22 protein-coding genes are annotated in these 21,170 nt (G+C 42.7%); 7 read left to right on the forward strand and 15 right to left on the reverse strand.

Annotated features, from left to right (window positions below; translation table 11 throughout):
- Positions 1 to 246 precede the first annotated feature (246 nt).
- Complete coding sequence (locus E0485_RS15770; protein ID WP_132419026.1) at positions 247 to 1,248, forward strand: NAD(P)/FAD-dependent oxidoreductase; 1,002 nt, start codon at positions 247 to 249, stop codon at positions 1,246 to 1,248.
- A 431-nt stretch (positions 1,249 to 1,679) separates the two neighbouring features.
- On the opposite strand, the gene E0485_RS15775 is transcribed toward E0485_RS15770, so the two are convergent.
- Positions 1,680 to 2,039 carry a HesB/IscA family protein gene (locus tag E0485_RS15775; RefSeq protein WP_132419027.1) on the reverse strand — a complete coding sequence of 120 codons (360 nt, stop codon included), beginning with the start codon at positions 2,037 to 2,039 and terminating at the stop codon, positions 1,680 to 1,682.
- A 120-nt stretch (positions 2,040 to 2,159) separates the two neighbouring features.
- The gene (locus E0485_RS15780) at positions 2,160 to 2,351 is read right to left on the reverse strand and encodes an aspartyl-phosphate phosphatase Spo0E family protein (protein WP_235857596.1); all 192 of its coding nucleotides are present in this window, start codon (positions 2,349 to 2,351) and stop codon (positions 2,160 to 2,162) included.
- A 328-nt stretch (positions 2,352 to 2,679) separates the two neighbouring features.
- On the opposite strand from E0485_RS15780, the gene mqnE reads away from it, so the two are divergent.
- The gene (gene mqnE, locus E0485_RS15785; RefSeq protein WP_132419029.1) at positions 2,680 to 3,780 is read left to right on the forward strand and encodes an aminofutalosine synthase MqnE; all 1,101 of its coding nucleotides are present in this window, start codon (positions 2,680 to 2,682) and stop codon (positions 3,778 to 3,780) included.
- A gap of 18 nt (positions 3,781 to 3,798) precedes the next feature.
- Positions 3,799 to 4,863 carry an NAD(P)/FAD-dependent oxidoreductase gene (locus E0485_RS15790; RefSeq protein ID WP_132419030.1) on the forward strand — a complete coding sequence of 355 codons (1,065 nt, stop codon included), beginning with the start codon at positions 3,799 to 3,801 and terminating at the stop codon, positions 4,861 to 4,863.
- Positions 4,864 to 4,883: 20 nt separating this feature from the next.
- Here the strand turns inward: E0485_RS15790 and E0485_RS15795 are convergent, their stop codons facing one another.
- The gene (locus E0485_RS15795; protein WP_132419031.1) at positions 4,884 to 5,120 is read right to left on the reverse strand and encodes a YuzB family protein; all 237 of its coding nucleotides are present in this window, start codon (positions 5,118 to 5,120) and stop codon (positions 4,884 to 4,886) included.
- Between the two features lie 121 nt (positions 5,121 to 5,241).
- Here E0485_RS15795 and E0485_RS15800 point away from each other — a divergent pair, with 121 nt between their 5' ends.
- On the forward strand, positions 5,242 to 5,487 hold the full coding sequence (locus E0485_RS15800) for a NifU family protein (protein WP_132419032.1): 246 nt from the start codon (positions 5,242 to 5,244) through the stop codon (positions 5,485 to 5,487).
- 42 nt (positions 5,488 to 5,529) lie between these two features.
- Here the strand turns inward: E0485_RS15800 and E0485_RS15805 are convergent, their stop codons facing one another.
- The 3 genes from E0485_RS15805 to E0485_RS15815 are packed head-to-tail and all read right to left on the reverse strand — an operon-like array spanning position 5,530 to position 7,714.
- Positions 5,530 to 6,030, reverse strand: coding sequence for a GNAT family N-acetyltransferase (locus E0485_RS15805; protein ID WP_132419033.1), 501 nt, complete (start codon positions 6,028 to 6,030; stop codon positions 5,530 to 5,532).
- A gap of 27 nt (positions 6,031 to 6,057) precedes the next feature.
- The gene (locus E0485_RS15810) at positions 6,058 to 6,759 is read right to left on the reverse strand and encodes a Cthe_2314 family HEPN domain-containing protein (RefSeq protein WP_132419034.1); all 702 of its coding nucleotides are present in this window, start codon (positions 6,757 to 6,759) and stop codon (positions 6,058 to 6,060) included.
- A 31-nt stretch (positions 6,760 to 6,790) separates the two neighbouring features.
- Complete coding sequence (locus E0485_RS15815; protein ID WP_132419035.1) at positions 6,791 to 7,714, reverse strand: COX15/CtaA family protein; 924 nt, start codon at positions 7,712 to 7,714, stop codon at positions 6,791 to 6,793.
- A 224-nt stretch (positions 7,715 to 7,938) separates the two neighbouring features.
- On the opposite strand from E0485_RS15815, the gene E0485_RS15820 reads away from it, so the two are divergent.
- Positions 7,939 to 8,796 carry an SPFH domain-containing protein gene (locus E0485_RS15820; RefSeq protein ID WP_132419036.1) on the forward strand — a complete coding sequence of 286 codons (858 nt, stop codon included), beginning with the start codon at positions 7,939 to 7,941 and terminating at the stop codon, positions 8,794 to 8,796.
- 9 nt (positions 8,797 to 8,805) lie between these two features.
- Positions 8,806 to 9,021, forward strand: a complete 216-nt coding sequence (locus tag E0485_RS25535) for a hypothetical protein (protein ID WP_132419037.1) — start codon at positions 8,806 to 8,808, stop codon at positions 9,019 to 9,021.
- 75 nt (positions 9,022 to 9,096) lie between these two features.
- Here the strand turns inward: E0485_RS25535 and E0485_RS15830 are convergent, their stop codons facing one another.
- From E0485_RS15830 to E0485_RS25170, 9 genes are all read right to left on the reverse strand, one after another.
- Complete coding sequence (locus E0485_RS15830; protein ID WP_132419038.1) at positions 9,097 to 10,620, reverse strand: copper amine oxidase N-terminal domain-containing protein; 1,524 nt, start codon at positions 10,618 to 10,620, stop codon at positions 9,097 to 9,099.
- 121 nt (positions 10,621 to 10,741) lie between these two features.
- On the reverse strand, positions 10,742 to 12,412 hold the full coding sequence (locus E0485_RS15835) for a putative polysaccharide biosynthesis protein (RefSeq protein ID WP_132419039.1): 1,671 nt from the start codon (positions 12,410 to 12,412) through the stop codon (positions 10,742 to 10,744).
- Positions 12,413 to 12,442: 30 nt separating this feature from the next.
- Complete coding sequence (locus E0485_RS15840; protein WP_132419040.1) at positions 12,443 to 12,922, reverse strand: DUF456 domain-containing protein; 480 nt, start codon at positions 12,920 to 12,922, stop codon at positions 12,443 to 12,445.
- Position 12,923: 1 nt separating this feature from the next.
- Positions 12,924 to 13,667, reverse strand: coding sequence for a Cof-type HAD-IIB family hydrolase (locus tag E0485_RS15845; RefSeq protein ID WP_132419041.1), 744 nt, complete (start codon positions 13,665 to 13,667; stop codon positions 12,924 to 12,926).
- A 53-nt stretch (positions 13,668 to 13,720) separates the two neighbouring features.
- Positions 13,721 to 15,595: an asparagine synthase (glutamine-hydrolyzing) gene (gene asnB, locus E0485_RS15850; RefSeq protein WP_132419042.1), complete on the reverse strand. Its 1,875-nt coding sequence runs from the start codon at positions 15,593 to 15,595 to the stop codon at positions 13,721 to 13,723.
- 169 nt (positions 15,596 to 15,764) lie between these two features.
- On the reverse strand, positions 15,765 to 18,074 hold the full coding sequence (locus tag E0485_RS15855; protein WP_132419043.1) for a peptidoglycan D,D-transpeptidase FtsI family protein: 2,310 nt from the start codon (positions 18,072 to 18,074) through the stop codon (positions 15,765 to 15,767).
- A gap of 23 nt (positions 18,075 to 18,097) precedes the next feature.
- Positions 18,098 to 19,114: a transglutaminase domain-containing protein gene (locus tag E0485_RS15860; RefSeq protein ID WP_235857597.1), complete on the reverse strand. Its 1,017-nt coding sequence runs from the start codon at positions 19,112 to 19,114 to the stop codon at positions 18,098 to 18,100.
- Positions 19,115 to 19,249: 135 nt separating this feature from the next.
- The gene (locus E0485_RS15865; protein WP_132419045.1) at positions 19,250 to 19,684 is read right to left on the reverse strand and encodes a hypothetical protein; all 435 of its coding nucleotides are present in this window, start codon (positions 19,682 to 19,684) and stop codon (positions 19,250 to 19,252) included.
- A 39-nt stretch (positions 19,685 to 19,723) separates the two neighbouring features.
- Positions 19,724 to 19,876, reverse strand: coding sequence for a hypothetical protein (locus E0485_RS25170; protein WP_165921203.1), 153 nt, complete (start codon positions 19,874 to 19,876; stop codon positions 19,724 to 19,726).
- Between the two features lie 113 nt (positions 19,877 to 19,989).
- Here E0485_RS25170 and E0485_RS15870 point away from each other — a divergent pair, with 113 nt between their 5' ends.
- Positions 19,990 to 21,144, forward strand: coding sequence for an MFS transporter (locus E0485_RS15870; RefSeq protein WP_132419046.1), 1,155 nt, complete (start codon positions 19,990 to 19,992; stop codon positions 21,142 to 21,144).
- Positions 21,145 to 21,170: the final 26 nt, after the last annotated feature.

Consider the following 21,170-nt stretch of genomic DNA (forward strand, 5'->3'; position numbering starts at 1 on the left):
TGTGATTAATCTATTTGTTATATGATATGCAGATTGGTTCAAAATCGAAACGACAGTGACATTTCTCACCAATAAGTATTCAATCCAAATCATCATATAATTTTATTTTCTAAAGATCAATAGGTTTTATCATACTTTCGCCATATTTTTTAAAACTCCAAAAGTTTGCTCTATCAATTAGGTAATCATTCGATTTATAATGGAACAGAGTGGAATTAATGTAATTATCAATAAGGGGTGTTTAGCTTGACAGCAGAATTAAATGAACAACCGGTTGACATCATTATCATTGGCGGTGGACCGGCAGGTATGTTTGCAGCATTCTACGGCGGTATGCGACAAGCTTCGGTAAAAATCATCGAAAATATGCCACAGCTTGGCGGACAATTAGCTGCACTCTACCCCGAGAAATACATTTATGATGTTGCAGGTTTTCCGAAAATTACAGCACAAGAACTCGTCAATAATTTGAAAACACAAATGAAGCTGTTTCCAAGCCTGCAAATTTGTCTAGAAGAAAAAGTAATCGAAGTGAACAAGAAGGAAGAACGCTTGTTTGAAATCGTTACAAATCGTGGTACGCATTATTGTAAGGCTGTCATCATTACTGGTGGCGTTGGCGCTTTCGAGCCAAGGCGTCTTGAGCTTCCAGAAGCATCAAAATTTGAAAAGAAGAATCTCCATTACTTCGTCGATGATTTGAATCAATTTGCGGGTCAGAATGTCCTGATCTCTGGCGGTGGCGACTCTGCAGTTGACTGGGCACTTATGCTTGAGCCGATTGCGAAGCAAGTTACGCTTATTCACCGTCGCGATAATTTCCGTGCGCATGAGCATAGTGTAGAGAATTTGATGAAATCCAAAGTCAATATCATTACACCGACAGAAATTAGTGCGCTGCATGGTGATGATCAAATCACGCAAGCGACCATCAAAGATGTTAAATCAGGTCAAGAAACAACAATCGACGTGGATGCCGTTATCGTTAACTTCGGATTCGTGTCATCGCTTGGACCTATTTCGGAGTGGGGCTTGAATATCGAAACGGGATCAATCGTTGTCGATACTCGTATGGAAACGAACATTCCTGGTATTTTTGCCGCTGGCGATATTACGACTTATCCTGGTAAAGCGAAGCTAATCGCAGTCGGATTTGGTGAAGCGCCTACAGCCGTTAACAATGCCAAAGTATATTTGGATCCAAAAGCGAGAGTATCACCTGGACATAGCTCCAACATGAAGTTCTAATCATAATCATCACAAAAATTATAGATTCTATATTACTTAAAAAGGGCATTCTATTCTTTATCAACCGATCTTATTATCGGCATAAAGGTGGAATGCTCTTTGTCTTATTTATGCTCCATTTGCAATGGATTGACTAGCCTGACAGCGACCTGCCCCAAATGCAATCAGCCCTCAATTGATTACGGAAGATACGATGATTACGTTGGACCTTATTCACCCTATCGCGATATTGACGACCTGACACAAAGCAATCGTATTCATGCCTCTTCCCCTACTACATGTACACATATCATGCGATGTGAGCAATGTGATTATCAATTCACTCTACAAATTGAAGAAACCTTACTATAGATGAAATAAAAAACCTTCCAATCTAGCCATCATCCGCTAGTTTGGAAGGTTAATATTTAGAAAATAATCTTCAATTGCTATTAATCGTCACATTTCTCTTTCTTCCCTGCTTCAGCTCTCGTACGGAACGAAGAACCACATCCGCAGGTGGCGATTGCATTCGGGTTATCGATGGTGAACCCACCACCAATGCCAGAGTCTTTATAGTCGATTTGGACGCCGTCCAAATATTTGGAGCTATCATGATCGACAACAACTTTGACACCATGAATAAGAAATTCTTGATCAGATTCGACTTGTGCATCGTCAAATCCCATGCCGTAGGAGAATCCGCTACAGCCGCCTTCCTTAACCCCTAGTCGAAGGAACAGATTTGCTATCTCTTGCTCAGCAAGCAATTCCTTGATCTTCTCGCTTGCTTGCTCACTTATCTGGATCATCGTAACATCCTCCTATCCTAAATCCTCATGTTTCTTCAGATCTAGTATAGCTCGAAATGAATGACGACTCAAGAGACAAAGACAGCGTACACGCAATGCGATAGATCACACTCACCTGAATCAGGCTCTGTTTACCAGCTTTTGTTTGGAGTTGTAAAACTCCAGTAATAGCTCATCTAGCTGTTCGCTACATTGCTGTACTGCTGGATGGCGCAATCCATAGCGTGTTCCTAGAAAAACCATTCGTCCCCTCAAATACTCAATTTGTGAGGATACAATTGCTTCTAACGGTGCCGTACTGCTCGTTCCCAATAATATCACCTTTGTATGTTTATTCATTTCTTAGTATACAGGAAATTTGTCCCAAATCAATCCAAACTTCTACTTTTTATTTTGTTTTTTCCTAAGTGTCTACGATTTGTGATTTCTTTATGAATTTCATCCAAAAGAACCTGTTAAATTCGACATTTACAATAAAATTTGACAGTCGTTTCGTATTGCCACTCTTTGGACGAAAGGTTTATAATAAGATGTTGGATAAATCTGATATCACATAAGAAACGATACAACCGTCTTCACAACGGGGGCGTTCACATCAATTCTGATAAACAGATTCAATTTCAAGGGAGGTTACGCACAAATGACAATTACTACGGCAAATCTGGATAAACGCATGGCGGAAATAGTTGACAAAGTACATAATGGTCAACGGTTAAGCAAGGAAGACGGCGTTTACTTATACCAGTCAGACGATTTATTGACCATTGGACAACTTGCCAACGAGGTTAATCTGCGAATGAATGGCAAGAAAGTCTATTTTATTGAAACGATGAGTCTGTATTTCACCAATGTTTGTGAGGCGCACTGTGCTTTCTGCCACTTCCGTCGCGATGAGGGGCAAGAAGGAGCTTATACAGTTACTCCTCAGGATATGTTCACTTATATTGACGAGCATGCTCATCCAGAGCTTCGGGAGTTCCATATTACAGGTGGACATAACCCGCATGTTTCTTTTGACTATTACGTTAATTATGTTCGTGCTCTAAAGGAGCGCTACCCCAATATCACAATTAAAGCACATACTGCCGCTGAAATTGAATTCTTCTCCAGATTATCTGGTCTAAGCTACAAGGAAGTTCTTCAGAAATTACTTGATGCGGGTCTTTCTACTCTAACAGGCGGCGGTGCTGAAATCCTGTCTGAGCGCTATCGCAAAAAAATGGGCGTGGGTAAAGCAACCTCAGAGCAATGGCTGGAAGTTCAACGTGATGCGCATAGCCTTGGCATTCGTACAACTGCTACTATGCTCTACGGTTCGATTGAAACGCAGGAAGAACGTATCGATCACATGCTGCAATTGCGTGAGCTGCAAGACGAAACAGGCGGCTTCATGGTATTTATCCCGAACTCCGTTCAACCCGCGAATGTGAAAGCAAGTCTTAAACGTTACGTATCTGCTTGGGACGAGCTTAAAACGATTGCAATTTCAAGGTTAATGCTCGATAACATCCAACATATTAAAGCATATTTTATTAATATGGGGATCAAAACTACGCAAATCGCGCTTACATTCGGCGCTTCAGACGTACATGGAACGATTGTACAAGAGCGCATTTCCCATGCAGCTGGCGCTTTATCACCAGAAGGTATGACTCGTGAGGAACTGATTTGGTTAATTAAAGGTGCAGATCGCATTCCTGTAGAACGCGATTCATTCTATAACGAAATTACAACATATTAGAGATCAGAAGGGGAAGTCATGAAAAAATTCGTCATACTTGGCGGTGGATATGGGGGAAATACAATTGCACAGCAATTAATCGACAAAGACTGTCCCGATAACACCCAAATCATACTAGTAGATCAAATGCCATTCCAAGGGCTCAAAACAGAGTACTATGCCTTAGCAGCAGGAACAGCTTCAGACGTTCATTTACGGATTGCTTACCCAAGTAATCCGCAGCTTACCCGTATCTATGGAACCGTAACTAGCATTGATTTAAGTAGTAGAACCGTGCATTTCTCTAATCAAGAGCCGCTTGAGTATGACTGGCTTGTCATCGGTCTTGGCTGTACAGATAAGTATCATGATATCCCTGGCGCAGCCGAGTTCACGAACTCTATTCAAAGCTTTTCACAAACTCGCATGACCTATCAGCGCATCAATGATATCCACCCTTACGGTCAAGTGACCATTGTTGGCGGCGGATTAAGCGGTGTTGAAGTAGCAGCCGAGCTGCGGGAGAGCAGAAGTGATCTGAATATCAGGATATTGGACCGTGGCCCAAGTATCCTCTCTTCTTTTCCCAATAAGCTACAGAACTTTGTCCGCGGCTGGATGATTGAGCATGATATTGAAATGCGATCACATATCTCACTCTCACGAGTTGAGGGTACAGAGCTTTATAATCAGGATGAGATCATTTTGACGGATCAGACGATCTGGACAGCCGGCATTCAGCCAAGTCCAATCGTTCAAGCGCTGCAAGTAGCTAAAGATGCGCAAGGACGTGTTGTGCTGAACAGCTATCACCAAATCCCTGATCATCCAGAAGTATTCGTCGTTGGCGATTGTGCTTCACTACCGTTCTCACCAAGTGGTCAGGCTGCTGAAGCGCAAGGCAAGCAGATCGTTGACGTTATTGTAGCGGAGTGGAATAATGTGGAGCCTAAGCTTGGTAAAATCAAACTAAAAGGCACATTAGGCTCACTAGGGAAAAAAATCGGTTTCGGCGTGATGGGGAAGAATACCGTCATGACGGGAGCTGTTCCTCGATTGCTGAAGAACGGCGTTCTGTGGATGTCCAAGCAGCATTTTGGATAAATTATAGATAAGTACCTGATTTAAATTGCTTTTATTTCTCTCACTTTTCTCACAATTTGCGCATATAAGCTTTCAGTTGTTTCTGCAAATACGATTTCGCCATTGACCAGAGCAAACGGGAACATGTAACATTCACCGCAATTGCCTAAGCATCCATATTCAATGACATCGATTTCATTATCAGCTTCAAGCTTGCGCATGATATCATCAGTGCCGTGAAAGGAATTTGCCACACAGAATTCGATAACGGGTCTCATACTTTTGTCACCTCAGTGAATTATTACAATACTTTATAGTATTGCATAGGTGTCGGATCGTTTTCAATTAGCATTTCATGTACTATAATAGAATTATTGTAACGAAAGGAGATAACTGAACATGAGTACAAATACACAAGATAGCATGTATGATGAAGTGCTGGAGGTTCTTGATAAATTACGCCCATTCTTGCAACGTGATGGCGGTGACGTTGAATTAGTTGACGTTGAGGATGGCATCGTAAAGCTTCGCTTGATGGGGGCATGCGGTTCTTGCCCAAGCTCAACAATTACGCTTAAGGCTGGTATCGAGCGTGCACTTGTTGAAGAAGTAGAAGGCGTTCAAGAGGTAGTTCAAGTATTCTAATTTACTCAAAGAAACGCGCACCCATCAGGGTTGCGCGTTTTTTTACTTTATAAGACATACATGTTTCCCCATAATGATTAAATCTCTCTGAACGCCATCTAAATTAGCGACGCTCGGCAAGTGCCCCCATCTAGAGAATCCGAACTGTTCAAATAGTTTTAAGCTCGGCTCATTATGGCCAAATACTAATCCGATCAGGGAATGAATTCCAAGCTCAGCGCATGCGTCAATAGCTTTGGTCAGCAGAATACGTCCTAGTCCATGCCTGCGATAATGAGGGGATATATAAATACTTAGCTCCGCAGTTCCCGAATAAGCGGGGCGTTCATGAAAATTTTGATAGCTTAACCATCCTGCGACTTGGCCTTCCACTTCTACGACCCATAGCGGCCGATTAGCAGCGTTGTGTTCATAGAACCAGTTATGTCTTGACTGAACAGTAATCGGCTCTAAATCAGCCGTTACGAGCCTTCCAGGGATGGTTGAATTGTATATGTTCACAATTGCGGCGAGATCATCATATGCAGCATCTCTTATGATCATTGCGACATCGCCCCCATTCGTATGGTTTTATCGGCTCCGTGACAAATAAGTAAAAACGATCTTCATCGCTTGCATCACCATATGGCAGCCATGGTCTAAATCTAACATATTCGCTTGCGCATCCTCAAGCCGAATTCGATCTCCACCTCGACGATTCTCATCCATTAAATCATCCATCATATCCACATTAATAAAATGAATCTCCATATTGCGTTGATTGCGCAGCTTGTCCAGCTTGCTCTTATTCTCATCCTTGATTCTCGTGAGCTGCTGCTCCAACCATTTATAATTAGCGCTGCCTCCACGCATATTACGTAGAACCGTAAAATAAGAGAATTTCGCTTTCACCTTTTCGGTTCGAAGATTAAATATTTCATTCATAAAATAACCGAGTTTATCTAAGATAGAGAACATTCGAATAAGTGCATTTTTGTAAAAGTAGATGAACCGATGATAATCGTCTGACTCCTCAATCGTCATTTGCTCGATAAATTTTTTGTGCACTTTATTCGCATATTTACGCGCTACATATTGACTCTGCTCCAGTTCATTCACCGCATCAATAAAACCCTGGCACCAAATATCGAAGCGAGCTTGACGATCTCTCGGAATTTCTACGCGTGTTCTGCCTGAAAAAATAACCTTACGAAATGAATTAATTGCCGATTGGACCATTACAAGTTCTTCTGAATCGAGTCGTCTTGGTTCATTAAATAGAAATCTAAGCAATGCTGTCACTCCGTTTCAGTTATACATCCTATTACTTATGCTTGCGGGCGAATATCGTCAGTACAGCTAAATAGGCAAGTACCGTAAATAGTCCCGCGATCAAAAGACCATGAACAAGTGTAGCAAGCAAATGTGAATACCAAGTTTCACTTAATAAAGTAAAAGTTACAGCCGCCCCGCTTAGAATTTGCAGCACCACTATCACAAATGCTAATTGAATCCCTTTGTACACCTTATCGAGTCCCCTATAATGCTTGCGAGCAATAATGAACATGACAAGTAGAAGTACAAAAAGCAGGAATGCAGCTACTCGGTGCATGAACACAATGCCTGTTGCCCCTTCGAGATCTGGAATGAGTTCTCCATTGCATAGCGGCCAATCCAGACAACCAGCTGAAGATTTCGTATGTCTAACATATGCCCCGACATATACTACAATATAACAATAAATGACAGAAATCCAAATTAACGCTTTAAACCCTCGCGACATTACGCTAAGTTTAGCTCCCGCTTCACCTAAATAATCCCCCCACTTGGTAAAAACAAGTGCAAGCAAGAATGTCGCTGCAAACGCCACAAGCGATATACCAAAATGAAGCGCCATAACGATTGAAGATTGTGCGCTTAGTGCTGCTAATGCCCCAAGATAAGCCTGAATAATGGTGAAGATCCCAGTGATAATTGCAAACCACCAAGCGTCCTTGCGTTTCACATACTTAAATACAAGGAAAACTAGCAATAACAATAATATTCCAAAAATTCCTGTAATATATCGGTGACTTGATTCAATAATCTGTGGAATCGTAAAAGCTGCAATAAACTCACCATTGCATAACGGCCACGTATCTCCACAAGCTTTGCCTGAGTCCGTCTTGGTTACTAAAGCACCGCCAAGCACGACAAGCATCATGAAGAACGCTGCCGCAAATGACACAAATCTAATTCGTCTCTGCATATGTATGTTCTGCCCTTCTTTATGTCGTATGAATCACAAGAATGAATCAATTTCAGAGTGAAATTGATTCATTCTTACATTAATTATAACGATATTAGTCTAGCAATTCCAATCATATTTGTGACAAACTATACAAATTCTCATTTTTATAGGTTTACATTATTTTGCAAAAGTGATATCATAATAATATAACTTAGATATTATGACGAAAGAGGGAAACAGACATGAAAGAAACCAATGCATGGAAACTTAATGGTGTTGTTGCGATTCTGTTATTTTTAATCTTCGTTGGCATAGCAGCAGGAAGCTTCTATTTACTTGATTCCGAGAACCAGCCACTATACGCTATTCCTGGCATTTTAGGAGCCATCCTCGCTGTAATTACCCTTAGTTCCATCAAAGTTGTCCAACCGAATCAAGCGATTACACTGACATTCTTTGGCCGTTATATCGGAAGTGTTCGTGAAGCAGGTTTCTGGATGACAGTACCGTTTACAACAGCGAAGAAAGTATCCCTACGTATGCGCAACTTCAACTCAGCTAAGCTTAAGGTCAACGATATTAACGGTAATCCAATTGAGATCGCTGCAGTTGTTGTATTCCGTGTCATCGATTCAGCCAAAGCGCTATTCGATGTAGACAAGTATGAAGTGTTCGTTGAAATTCAGAGCGAAACAGCACTACGTCACGTTGCGACTAAATACCCTTACGATAACTTCGATGATGGCTACTCCCTGCGCGGAAATTCAGAAGAAGTAGCTGCTGAATTAGTGAATGAATTACAACAACGCTTAACGGTTGCTGGCCTTGAAGTAATTGAAGCAAGACTGACACACCTTGCTTATTCTGCAGAAATTGCAGCGGCTATGCTGCAGCGTCAACAAGCCGATGCCATTGTTGCAGCTCGTCAAACTATTGTGGATGGTGCGATCGGTATGGTCAAAATGGTCGTGGCGGATATCGAAGCAAGCGGTATTGCACTTGACGAGGAACGTAAAGCAGCCATGATTAACAATCTGATGGTTGCCATCGTATCAGACCGCTCTGCGACACCTGTAATTAACACAGGATCGTTATACTAGGACAATGTTATGTCTGCCAAGAAGCAATTTCCTTTACGCCTTGACCCTAAGATCTACGAAGCACTAGAATTATGGTCTTCAGATGAATTCCGCAGTGTCAACAGCCATATCGAGTTCGTGCTCCGTGAAGCATTAAAAAATGCTGGGCGTTTGCCTGGAAGACCTAACACAAATGCAAACAGAATGACGCCTTCAGCGCCAGACGAGAATAACAGCCAAGAATGAAAGGTATAAAAATAGGGACTATCTTCAGCAGATGATTGATCTGCGAAGATAGTCCCTTCGATCGTCTGTCTATGCTTATTTGCGTGTTACCGTTACAACATTTGCATCATAATTAATATCAAATCCGAATTCGAGTGCAATGAAACGAAGCGGAACATAAGAATAGCCATCTTTGCTCACAACTGCGGATTGCATCTCCTTCTCAGCTCCGTTAACAGTCGCTTTATTCGAACCAACATGCATCACGATTGTTGTGTCGCTTATGTAGTCAACAACGGTAATTTCGTGTTTTTCACCGTTCCACTTCACATCGGCATCTAATTGTTCAAGCAGCAAGCGTGTTGGTGCCATTGTGTACTGCTCTTCGTTCACATATGCCTGACCAATAACGGATTCTGCTGTATTCTTCGCTACATGAATCTGTACATTCTTGTTAAGCAGTTTCAAGTCGTCTTTAATCAATTTGTAGAACGTTGAGTTCTTATCAAAATTACCCATTAACTTGCCAAAAGATACGCTTTGCTCCGGATCTCCCGTATTGATTTTGAGCGTACCGCCCGATACATCAATCGGCTCGGCCTTCACAGGCTTATTTATGTTCCACATGCTGTTTGATGCAGTAACTTTCATCCCCTTAATCCCACTCGATCCTGCAACTTGAGGGAAGACAACATTCAGATCCACTGCAGTCTTACGGATATAGGAGTCGCTATCCACATATAAATCCAACTTAAGGGTTGAATCCTTCAATTGTTGCACTTGTGGATCATTCAAATCGAAACTAGCAGACATTTTTTTCAAGCTGTCCATAATAACTGGTAGAACCATTGAAAGTGCCAGTTCTTTGTCATCTAGGAATGGAAGGATCATCGCCATGCTAGGGTCATTGTTTTCTTTTAAGATTGGCACTACGATATCAAACAATTGGCCAATTAGTCCTTTTAGACCTGCTTCATCCTTGATGATGTTGTCTAACAATCCTTTAAGCAATTTAACCAGATCGCTGCCACTAAGCTCAATATGCAGCTTTGTCAAAGGTACGGATTGACCATTGATCTTCTCAGATACCTTGGAGGAATCAATTTTGACATCAGGCAGTTGTTTAACAAAATACTGAACTACTGTTGGAAGAAGAGCTTCCGCCTTCTTATCCAAACCTATTAAACTCTTAGTTAATTCAGTAGAAATAGCTCCATTAGCCGTTTCAAGCGGCATAACAATCGGCTTCTTAGCGCCGTCCATATGTATCGTTATTGATTTATCTGTTGAGAACAGCTTAAACGGAATATCTTTGTCCTTAATCGTAAGCTTACCTGTCATGGAGACATGTGTACTATCTTCTGATTTCATATTATCAATGGTAATCTTAGTAGAATTGATAATGGCAAGAATAGCAGCTTCTTCTCCCGATGGCTTATATCCAGCAGCTGTTACCAACTCTACTGCAAGTGACATATCGCCTTCTCCACTCACTGCCGTCATATTGTTAGCGACTAGTTTCGAAAGGTCAACTCCTGCAATAGATTGACAACCTGCTAGAATAACTAGCATCGCAGCAAGTAGAACACTCATGACTTGCTTATAGCTTTTTTTCAGCAATATAAACTTCTCCTCTCTTCTTCCACATATTAATAGTTATGAACATACATATATATTATACGAAAGAATTTGGAAAATAAAAACTCATCACTGCAATTACAATGATGAGTCTTCAATCCTATTATTTGCTTGTTTGTTTCAGACGAGCAAATTTATTAATCAGTTTGCGGAGCGGAGCAGGGAAGCTCGCCACGTCGTCCTTCGTTACGACTCTCGTTAGCGCCAACATCAGTGGATATAATGCGAGCACAATACCGCACACAATGATCGCGTTAACCATTTCATTCAAACGATCGATCGTGGAAATATGCAGATACGTATGCGTTAGCCACTCAAGTCCATAACCTATGATCACAATGATAATGGTTGATGCGATTAATCCAATCCATTTTTTGCCGAAAGCTACAAATGGAATATCTTTACGCAGTACCCCGAGATTGATGATCGACATCACCACAAAACAAAGTCCAGTCGCAAGCACAATCCCGTAAATGCCAATAATCGGAGCTAACAGGAAGTTCAGCAGAAGCTTAGTCGCAATACCAGCAACAACGCCCCATACTAGCGGCTTCATACGACCTAATCCCATAAGTACTGCACCAGAAGTTTGCATCACGATCTGGAACATAGCGCTAACCGTTAACAGACTAATAATATAGTGACCATTGGCATAGCCGTATGCACTTTGTTCATAGCCAAAAATAAACCCGTTTAGCGGTCTCGCCCCAATTGCCACAATTAGTACCATAGGCAGCCCTGTAAGAATCGCGAGTTGCATCACACGTGACGTATGATGCTTCACTTGATCCATACGACCTTGTGAATACGTCGAGGAAATAAGCGGTACGATGGATTGGCTAAGTGCGATCGCGAGAATAATCGGCAGCCCAGCCAGCGACTGCGCGCGTCCTCCCAGAATCCCCAGCAATTCACGAGCACCTTCACTGGTAAAACGATCCTGCAGTAATGGGATAACAGACGAAGAATCAATACTGTATATAAGCGTTACCGTAATTGAGAAAATAACGATTGGTATCGACAGCTTAAGCATGCTCATCAAAATTTGTTTGTTACCTTGCAGCACAGGTACGGAGGATGAAGCCCCTCCTGCACTTGAAATTGGCGAGTTGCTTGTCTGCAGCAGTTCCTTCTCATCTTCCTTACGCAGCTTTAGCGTATAGTAAATCATCACGCCTAATGCAGCGATACCGCCCATCACACCGCCAAAGGACGCGCCCGCTATCGCCCATTCATCTGAAACCTGCAGCAGCACATAAGCCAGACCAACGGCAGTCACAAGACGGAATACTTGCTCAACAACTTGCGATACACCGTTAGGCATCATATGCTGACGACCTTGGAAATAGCCTCTCATGACGGCAATCAAAGGGAATAGCAGCAGCGTCGGAGCAATCACCTTGGTGGCGAGAATCGCCTTGGGATCGCCAGACAAGTCAGCAGCAAACCACGGCGCTAACACGAATAGAATGATCGCCATCACGATACCTGCAATAATCGCGAACCCAATAGCAGCCTTGTAAATACGACCCGCCTCTTCATGACGACCAATCGCTGTGCGTTCAGATATCATTTTGCTAAGCGCACTTGGGATTCCAGCAGTTGCGACAACTAGCAGTACGGAATATAAGTTAAAAGCAATCGCATACGAGCCCATCCCCTCATCCCCCAGCAGGTAAACGAGAGGAATGCGCTGAAACACGCCAAGAAACCGCGCAATTAGCGCGGCAACGGTGAGAATAATCGTTCCTTTAATAAGCGAATCTTTACTCAATGTTGTTCCTTCTTCCTATCCTACGGCTCACTAGAACACCCAGATAAAAAATAAAATGATCATGATAATTTGCAATACAATTTTGACAGCAGTACTCGCAAAGAAGCCCAGTACCGAACCAATCCCTGCTTTAACCGCGTTGCCGAAGCTCGCCCCAACGATCAGCTCTCCGATCACCGCACCGATGAACGGTCCGAGAATTAAACCGAAGGCAGGAATGACGAACGGCCCTATGATCAAGCCAATCGTCGAGCCCCATACGGAAGCCTTGGAACCGCCAAATTTCTTAACTCCCATTGCCGATACCACATAATCGGAAACGATGAGGATCACAACGATTAAGGTCTGAAGGATCCAGAACCACCAGCCGAATGGCTCGAAGCTAATGAGCCACCCATATACGAAATAGGCCGCATATATGGCAAATGATCCCGGCAATACCGGTACTACACTTCCTATCATTCCGATGATAAACAATAGGATGATCAGTACCCAAGCGAATATCGCCATCTTATGGGTTCAACATATACTCACGAATAATCTTGGCAACGCCATGCTCATCGTTTGTGACGGTCACAAGATCTGCATTAGCTTTCAACTCTTCCTGCGCATTGCCCATAGCTACTCCAAGTCCAGCAGCCTTAATCATGGACAGGTCATTAAGTGAATCGCCCATTGCAATTACCTCGTGCATGCCAATGCCTTGCAGCTTGCATACCTCAAGCATTCCGCTTCCTTTGGAGATGCCTTTCGGATTGAGTTCAATATTGTTCACATTCGAGTTCGTAATTTCAAACAGATCCCATGAGGCTACCTCTGCGCGAATCTTGGAAAGCAGTTCTGCATTCTCTTCCCAGAAGCCAAACTTCAGCCAAACATTATCCTCTATCGATTCAGCCCAATGATCGCGGTTGAACAGCCCTGCAACTGAATATGCCCAGTACCATGAACCTGTTTCTACTGCCATCTTATGCAATCTAGCAATAATCTCACGAGGCATCTCAACGCGCTTATGCAGCTCATGCGGAGCACGCCATACTTCACTGCCGTTAACAGATACAAGCGGAGATTGAAGATTAAGCTGCTCTACGTAAGGCAATACGGTTTGCACACCACGCCCGGTTGAGAACATTACGGTAATTCCAGCTTCGATTGCTGCTGCAATCGCTTGACGATTCTCCTCGGAAATCTTCTGCTCCTCATTCAGAACAGTCCCATCCATATCTAGCGCAAGTAATTTATATTTTGTCGACATTTGTTAAGTCCTCCTCGTAGCCAAAACTTTACTGCATGATGTTCATAGTCTTATTAACGTAAAGATACTGCAAGCTGTATATCCTCTTTCATATAAGCAACATACCATAAGGCGAAAATATAAATGGTCCAGATGCGGCGAGCATAATCGCCTTGACCCGCACGATGCTTAGCAAGCATGTTTTCAACTGCAGATATTTGAATGTAATCCTCAATACCGCTTGCTTTAATTTGTTCTAGAATAGCTAGTCCACTGTTTCCCTTCATCCAATCACGCAGCGGAACAGGGAAGCCTAGCTTCGGTCTATTCAAGATGAAATCGGGAATAATCCCTTCCATTGCTTTGCGGAAAATATATTTCGTTGTTCCATTTGCAATGCGATACTTGGCAGGAATGCGGCGAGCAATTTCAAACACCTCTTTATCGAGGAATGGCACGCGCAGTTCAAGTGAATGCGCCATCGTCATTTTATCTGCTTTCATCAAAATATCACCAGGCATCCACAGATTCATATCAATATACTGCATCCGTGTAACCGGATCTTGTCCGATCGTTTTGTTATAATAGTCTCCCGCGATTTGGAACGGATTCTTATATTGGCGGAGCGCTTCACGGTCCATCCGAAGAATCTCGGATTTCATATCCTCCGTATAAATCTTCGCGTTGCCCAGGAATCGCTCCTCAAGCGGTGTTGTCCCGCGCAGCATGTAGCCGCGGCCCGGGAATCCGCCTGGCAAGGCTTGTGCCATGCGGTGAATGACGCGCTGCAGTGGAACAGGCAGCGCTTGTAACGGACGAAGGGCTTGTGGTTCCCGGTAAATACGGTAACCGCCGAACAGCTCGTCCGCTCCCTCACCCGAGAGCACGACAGTCACGTGCTCGCTAGCCAGCCCTGCTACATGGTACAGGGCAATTGCAGATGGATCCGCGACTGGCTCATCTTGATGCCAGACAGCCTTCGGTAAAGTGGAGAAGAAATCTTTTTCTGAAATCATTTTATCATAATGCATCGTACCGATTGCTGCAGCTGTCTGTCTGGCGATGATCGTCTCGTTATTCGCGCCTTCAAAACCAACCGAGAACGTACGAAGCGGCTCGATTTCCTTGATCATCGTTGCGATTGCAGTTGAATCAATCCCGCTCGATAAGAAGCATCCACGTTCAACATCACTAACCAAATGATGTTTAACAGAATCTCGAAGCGTATGGCGAATTTGCTCGACATATTCATCGAATGGACGATCAACCGGATCGAACATCGGATCCCAATAACGATGGATGGACATTTGTCCATTAAAGCTTACCTTCACATAATGCGCTGGAGGCAGCTTCTGCACACCATCGAACATCGTATTCGGCTCAGGCACGTATTGGAAAGTTAAGTAATTAAGCAAGCTGTCTTGATGGATAGAACGATTCATGCCTTCAGCAGCTAGCAAGCTCTTAATTTCAGATCCGAACAAGAACTGACGACCCGAATAATGATAATAGAATGGTTTAATTCCAAAATGGTCTCTTGCTCCGAACAGTTCCTTCTTGTTCCGATCCCAAATCACGAAACCGAACATCCCGCGCATATACTTGACACATTCTTCTCCAAACTCTTCATAGAGATGAACAATAACTTCGGTATCACTATTTGTTTTGAACTTATGCCCGCGATCTAGCAGCATAGCTCTTAATTCTTTGTAGTTATAAATTTCACCATTAAATACGATCCATACGGAATCATCTTCATTGGATAATGGTTGATGCCCTTCTCCAAGATCAATTATAGATAGACGCTTGAATCCTAGACCGATACGATTCTCCGTCCAGAATCCAACATCATTTGGACCACGGTGATGAATAATATCCGTCATGTTCTTTAGCATTGATTCAGATGGTTCTCGATCTTCAAAATATAATACACCAGTGATTCCACACATGATGTTACTCACTCCCGTCATTACGTTTCCGGACATCTTGATGCCGATATACTAGTATAACATACCTTTACCCAAAGAAACGCAACATCTTGTAAGAAACGGTTTCACCGTCCTTTTACATAGCGCAGCGTTTCTTTAGGTAACATGTATGAATATGTTTTTTAACAATTTATGGGTTAGTTCCTTCAGTTGTCGTTTCATCTTCTGGACGCATTATTGGTACATCGTTTTGGCGTACAGTTGAATCATCATGAACTGGAGCATCATTTGCAGGCGCTTGCTCACCAGTTGCTTGGTTTGGCTTATTAGCCGGAGCCTGTGTATTGTTCTTATTCGTTGTATTGCCAGTCTCATGATTTGTTCCAGCGTTAGTGCCTGTATCCGTACCTACATCTGCAACAGGAACGCCTGTTGTTGGCACTTCATCTGCTGGCGGAGCGCCCTTCGGAACACCATCTAATCCAATGTATTGATCATAAGCATCGAACATCTTACGAGCAATTGGCGCTGCACCGTATGCACCGAATCCGCCTTCAGGCACAACTACGGCAATCGCCAAGGTTGGATCTTCGATTGGTGCGTAAGCAATAAACACGGCATTATCTACATCTTTACCGTTTAAGGTTTGCGTAGATGTACCCGTCTTCGTCGCTACTGTATATTTCACGCCTTCAAAACCTTGTTTCTTAACATCTTTCATCCCATTAACGAGCACGTTCCAATAAGCATCAGGGAATTCGGAATTGTCAAGTACAACTGGTTCAAACGTCTGCAAAACATCACCTTCGTAGGAGGTGATCTTCTCGACGAATTGCGGCTTCATTCGCTTGCCCTTGGATGCAAGTGTAGCAACATATTGTGCCAACTGAAGTGTCGTGTACTTCTCGTTCTGTCCCCATGAGGCACGAACTAATGCTGATAATGAACCTTCCGATTCAGCAAGAGTTTGATATTCACTGATTCCAGCACTTTCATAAGGAAGATCACTGCCCGTCACAACGCCTAGACCAAATTTATTAAAGTAATTATCAAGCACTTTAATACCTTTGAGCTTATCCCTTTGATATAATGCATAACCAATTTTTTCAGCCATATAAGTGTTGGAAGATACTGCAATCGCTTTAGCTGGACCAATTACACCATTCACTTTACCGCCAGAGTTTCTAATAGTCGCTTGCTTACCTATAATACCGTATGAGAAAGAGCCCGTATCATTATAGGGAGTCGATGTAGTGATCAAACCTTCATTCAATCCCATTAACACAGTCAGAGGCTTAATAACCGAGCCCATATACACGATAGAACTCATTCGCTTCGTTCTTTGTTCTGGCGGCAGCTTTGGAAACGCTGTTCGAATCGTTCCGTTATTAATAATCGGTAATATTTCGTTGTAATCTTTGCCCGAAATACTCGGAATCCAAATATTCGTATCATAATCAGGCATGGAAGCCATCGCGACAATCTTGCCAGTCTTCACTTCCATCGCCACCGCGTAGCCTGTATAGGCATTCGGATTATTGTAATATTTAGGTGCACTAGATGAGCGCATATATGCCAAATGATCCATAATCGCTTTTTCAGTTGTCGACTGAATATCCTTCTGAATCGTCAGGTACAAGTTATGGCCCTTCTCAGGCATCGTAATTTCAGGTTTACCAATAATACGGTCGCCCGCATTGACAGGATACTTCTTCGATCCTGATTTGCCTCTAAGCTCATCTTGATACAACAATTCTAATCCGTCATAACCGACAAACTCTTCCGGAACGTATTCATCCAGAAGGGCAGGGTCCTTATATTTCTCCAATCCAGACTTGCTCTCCTTACCTACGCTGAATGGACGCATATACCCAATGAGTTGGGAAGCAATTGTTGTGCCATCATCTTCTGTTGTATACGAACGAATACTTTCCTCTGAAACTTCAAGCCACTTATATTCATCCCGGTGCTCCATGATATAAGCGATTTCTTGCTTGGATAGATCCGCCTTAATGCGGCGTGGAATCCAAATGGAGCCTGGATCCTTCGTCTTATTCTTGTTTAGGTCATAACCAACGTCCATTGCAAGGATGATTTCTTCGGCTGTTGGCATTTTAGAACCTGGATTGCCCTTTTCCTTGAATACTTTCTCCAGATCATATGCGAGTTTAATGACCTCATCCTGCATTTTGCTTTGACCAACCTCAACCCGAAAGAAAAGAGATTGTACGGATACGGTATACGCTAATGGAAAAGCATCTTTATCATAAATATTGCCTCGAATCGGCGCAATTTGTGTGTTTCGATATAACAGTTTATTTTTGGCAGCGACAAGCTCTTTACCGTCAACAAACTGCAGAATCGCCAGACGTACAAGTAAAACAGAGAATAATACAAATGTAACAAAAAAGAATAAATTAATTCGCAATGAAAAATGGCGCTTCTTCACCTGCTCACGCTTTTGCGGGTCGCCATCTGTATGCAATTGTTGATGTTTCATACGTTAATTCCTTTCTGAAGCACCTAAGAACCTCTAATATGTGTATCATTAAAATGAGGTGGATTAAACCAGTTACCACCAGCCGATACCCATGTCGTATCAAGAGGAATCCATGCCTTCTGTTCTTCAATCCACACTTCATTCCAAGCATGCGCACCTGAGCCGCCCTTGCCGTCAAGTCCGAGTCCCGTTACAACCTTCGCTTCAAGCCCTACTGTTTTGGCCATTACAGCATAGAGTCGTGAGTAGTCAATACAGACTCCCAGACGGGTAGCAAAGGTATCATCTGGCGTTTGTTCTTTCCATATTCGTTTCTCTTCATACTGCTTCACTTTATCGAAGTCATACTGAATACGTGTTCCTACCCAATTGTACAACAAACGCGCCTTTTCTTCCTGTGTTTCCCCTTTGGCCGTTACCTCTTTGGCAGCTTCAATTACAGAATCGGAGATATTGGCATCTAGCACCTCATATTTGCGACCCAGAATGCCTTGGTATTCCTTCTCCAAAGCTTCCGATAGCAGAGGCAAATGATCCGCTATTAAACTACCAGCAAAAGGTTCAATAATCTGCTTGGCTCCCTGTTGATATAAGGACGAGGCTTCAATATGGCTTGCTAGCTTTGATTGAGGAAATAACGTGGCGACGATGAACAAGATCATGATGAGAATAATCGCTCTTACAGAGCCAATCAGGAAACCGATTAAACCACCGATTACGAGACTTAGAAGTGATGCATTCCTGGAGGTGGATTGTCTCTGCCTTTCTTGAAAAACAAACAACAAAGGCGTTGCAACTAAAGATAAGAGTGGTCTAAGAACCAGGTAAATCACAAGGAGCAGAACTCCTAATCGAAACAGAGGAAAGTCACGGAAACCTGTCACAACCGTGTAATATATTTGCTTCCACATACTAATTTCGCCAATAGGCACTTCAATATTTTTACCTACCAACCATTCATGTAGGAAGTCTGATAATCGGTGACTCACAAGCCATGCCACGATTAAGGAGATAATCGTTACTAAGCCCTGAACAACCATATATATTAGCTGCCTGGCTGAACCGAATGTTCCCCGTCTCATACCTTGAATGATGGATATAACGACAAACGCTGCAATAAGCAGCGTAATAAAGCTTATAGAGTTGGTAATCGTTGTAAGTACCTCCTTACAGCATTACTTTGCATTCTTCTTGGCTTGCTCGATAAAAGATTTGACTGCAGTATCTGCATCCATCGTGAAGGTCTGACCTAATATGGTTACCTTCACTTCCTTATCATTAGCCTTGCCTTCTAATTTCAAGTGAGGTGATGAAATGGTGAAGGAGCCATCCTTATTTGCTTCAAACTTCGCGTCCTTTGCATCATCTGTTAAATATTTTAATGCTTGGCCTTTAACATCATTAATAATTTTCTCGCTGATATCAGTGCCAATGGTCTTAAGCGATTCTGGTGTATAGTTAAAACCATAGATCAGAACCCCTGCAATAATTGCAAGTGCAAGTATCCATTTTACTACGGTTTTGACTACTGTCGTAATAACAATTAATACCACTAAAATAATTAACAAGATAACCCATTTTTCTTCTACGAACGAGATCAACTGATCCATCCTTTACCCCCCTGATTTCTTTAATTATTGATTTTTAATTTATTCATTCCGTTTATCTCGTAGTCGTTTGAGCTCAGCTTGAATCTTCGCTGCTTTATCCATATGTACTTTGGATTTACGCTTCGTGTGTCTAAACCGCACAATTACCATAATAAATATGCATGCAATTGCGAGCCATACAAGACCATCCATTCCCAATTATCCTCCTTAGAATATGTCATAGGCATTGGACAAGTAACATAACCTTAAATAATATGAGGCTTGCCTTTATTTGCGCAACATCAACTCTAAGTGAGGTGACGAAAATGAAGACTTCATTATGGCTATATTTATTCATATTTGTAGCCATGTTTGACTTGCATGCACAATACCCCATACTTTCCCCATTTGCCTTATCCTTAGGTGCTGCACCATCTTTTATTGGATATATCATGGGTGTTTATTCCTTAACACATCTTCCTGGCAATATTATTGCCGGCTTTGGAATTGATAAATGGGGCAGCAAAGCTTTCATTGTCCTCTCACTGATTGTAGCAGGGATTATTCTCATTTTCCAATCTCAGATTACAGATCCTTGGACACTTCTTTATATTCGTTCTATATCCGGATTTGTCCTTGCTTTTCTATCACCTGCTTGTCTAGCATTACTAGCCAAAATAGCCAGGGATCGCATTCATCAAAGTAAGTTGATGGCGGGCAATGGCCTTGTACATACACTCGCTTCCGTCGTATCACCTGCAGCAGGAGCTTTACTTGTTTCTAAAGTAGGTTTTACAGCGGCATTTGCCATTCTCGGTTGGATTCTAATCGCAACTGGTTTATTTGCTATTATCGGCGTTAGGGAAACTTCTACAACAAAGTCCAATAAATCCGCTCTCTCTGAACCGCTCCCCGTACCCGAATTAGAAGCAGATGCGCGCGGCAGTAAGATTCCCTGGCTTTTCTTTTTAATTCCGCTTGCGATTTCTTGTTCTCAAGGAATTCTGTTTTTTGAGCTGCCACTCATCGCTACAACACGCAGCGCTGTTGTCACAGCTGGCATTCTGTTCTCGCTCGTCAGTCTTGGTGCTTTATTAACGCTATCTTTCGTCTTTCTGAACCGATTTTCGCCTTTATATCGAACGGTATTCGGCGCTTTAACGCTTGCCTTTATCTTCTTTGGTATCGCTGTGCAATGGCCCATTCCGCTCTATGCTGCCTTGTTTATGATCGGCATGACTAAAGGGATTATTTTCCCTGCACTATCTACTTTACTTGCGGCGATAACGCCTAGCTCCAAATACGGCAGAGCCTTCTCCTTCTTATCCATTGCTTTCTCGCTTGGCTCATTTATCGGTCCAATCCTGGCGGGAAATCTAAGGGGTGTCGTCTCTTCCTACTATATTGCATTTATGATACTCATGATCGCACTCCTTGTGCTTCCTTTACGTAAATTTAACTCCATTCTCGTAAGTCGATAGACGGCACAAATCATATTCGGGTGTGG

Source organism: Paenibacillus albiflavus (assembly GCF_004344915.1).
GTDB classification, from domain to species: Bacteria; Bacillota; Bacilli; order Paenibacillales; family NBRC-103111; genus Paenibacillus_AM; species Paenibacillus_AM albiflavus.

What these genes read in the sequence shown, in the direction of transcription:
- E0485_RS15775 (WP_132419027.1), bottom strand. Translation starts at nt 2,039, where the DNA reads ATGATCCAGATAAGTGAGCAAGCAAGCGAGAAGATCAAGGAATTGCTT.
- mqnE (WP_132419029.1), top strand. Translation starts at nt 2,680, where the DNA reads ATGACAATTACTACGGCAAATCTGGATAAACGCATGGCGGAAATAGTT.
- E0485_RS15790 (WP_132419030.1), top strand. Translation starts at nt 3,799, where the DNA reads ATGAAAAAATTCGTCATACTTGGCGGTGGATATGGGGGAAATACAATT.
- E0485_RS15795 (WP_132419031.1), bottom strand. Translation starts at nt 5,120, where the DNA reads ATGAGACCCGTTATCGAATTCTGTGTGGCAAATTCCTTTCACGGCACT.
- E0485_RS15800 (WP_132419032.1), top strand. Translation starts at nt 5,242, where the DNA reads ATGAGTACAAATACACAAGATAGCATGTATGATGAAGTGCTGGAGGTT.
- E0485_RS15805 (WP_132419033.1), bottom strand. Translation starts at nt 6,030, where the DNA reads ATGATCATAAGAGATGCTGCATATGATGATCTCGCCGCAATTGTGAAC.
- E0485_RS15815 (WP_132419035.1), bottom strand. Translation starts at nt 7,714, where the DNA reads ATGCAGAGACGAATTAGATTTGTGTCATTTGCGGCAGCGTTCTTCATG.
- E0485_RS15820 (WP_132419036.1), top strand. Translation starts at nt 7,939, where the DNA reads ATGAAAGAAACCAATGCATGGAAACTTAATGGTGTTGTTGCGATTCTG.
- E0485_RS25535 (WP_132419037.1), top strand. Translation starts at nt 8,806, where the DNA reads ATGTCTGCCAAGAAGCAATTTCCTTTACGCCTTGACCCTAAGATCTAC.
- E0485_RS15840 (WP_132419040.1), bottom strand. Translation starts at nt 12,922, where the DNA reads ATGGCGATATTCGCTTGGGTACTGATCATCCTATTGTTTATCATCGGA.
- E0485_RS15845 (WP_132419041.1), bottom strand. Translation starts at nt 13,667, where the DNA reads ATGTCGACAAAATATAAATTACTTGCGCTAGATATGGATGGGACTGTT.
- asnB (WP_132419042.1), bottom strand. Translation starts at nt 15,595, where the DNA reads ATGTGTGGAATCACTGGTGTATTATATTTTGAAGATCGAGAACCATCT.
- E0485_RS15855 (WP_132419043.1), bottom strand. Translation starts at nt 18,074, where the DNA reads ATGAAACATCAACAATTGCATACAGATGGCGACCCGCAAAAGCGTGAG.
- E0485_RS15860 (WP_235857597.1), bottom strand. Translation starts at nt 19,114, where the DNA reads ATGGTTGTTCAGGGCTTAGTAACGATTATCTCCTTAATCGTGGCATGG.
- E0485_RS15865 (WP_132419045.1), bottom strand. Translation starts at nt 19,684, where the DNA reads ATGGATCAGTTGATCTCGTTCGTAGAAGAAAAATGGGTTATCTTGTTA.
- E0485_RS25170 (WP_165921203.1), bottom strand. Translation starts at nt 19,876, where the DNA reads ATGGATGGTCTTGTATGGCTCGCAATTGCATGCATATTTATTATGGTA.
- E0485_RS15870 (WP_132419046.1), top strand. Translation starts at nt 19,990, where the DNA reads ATGAAGACTTCATTATGGCTATATTTATTCATATTTGTAGCCATGTTT.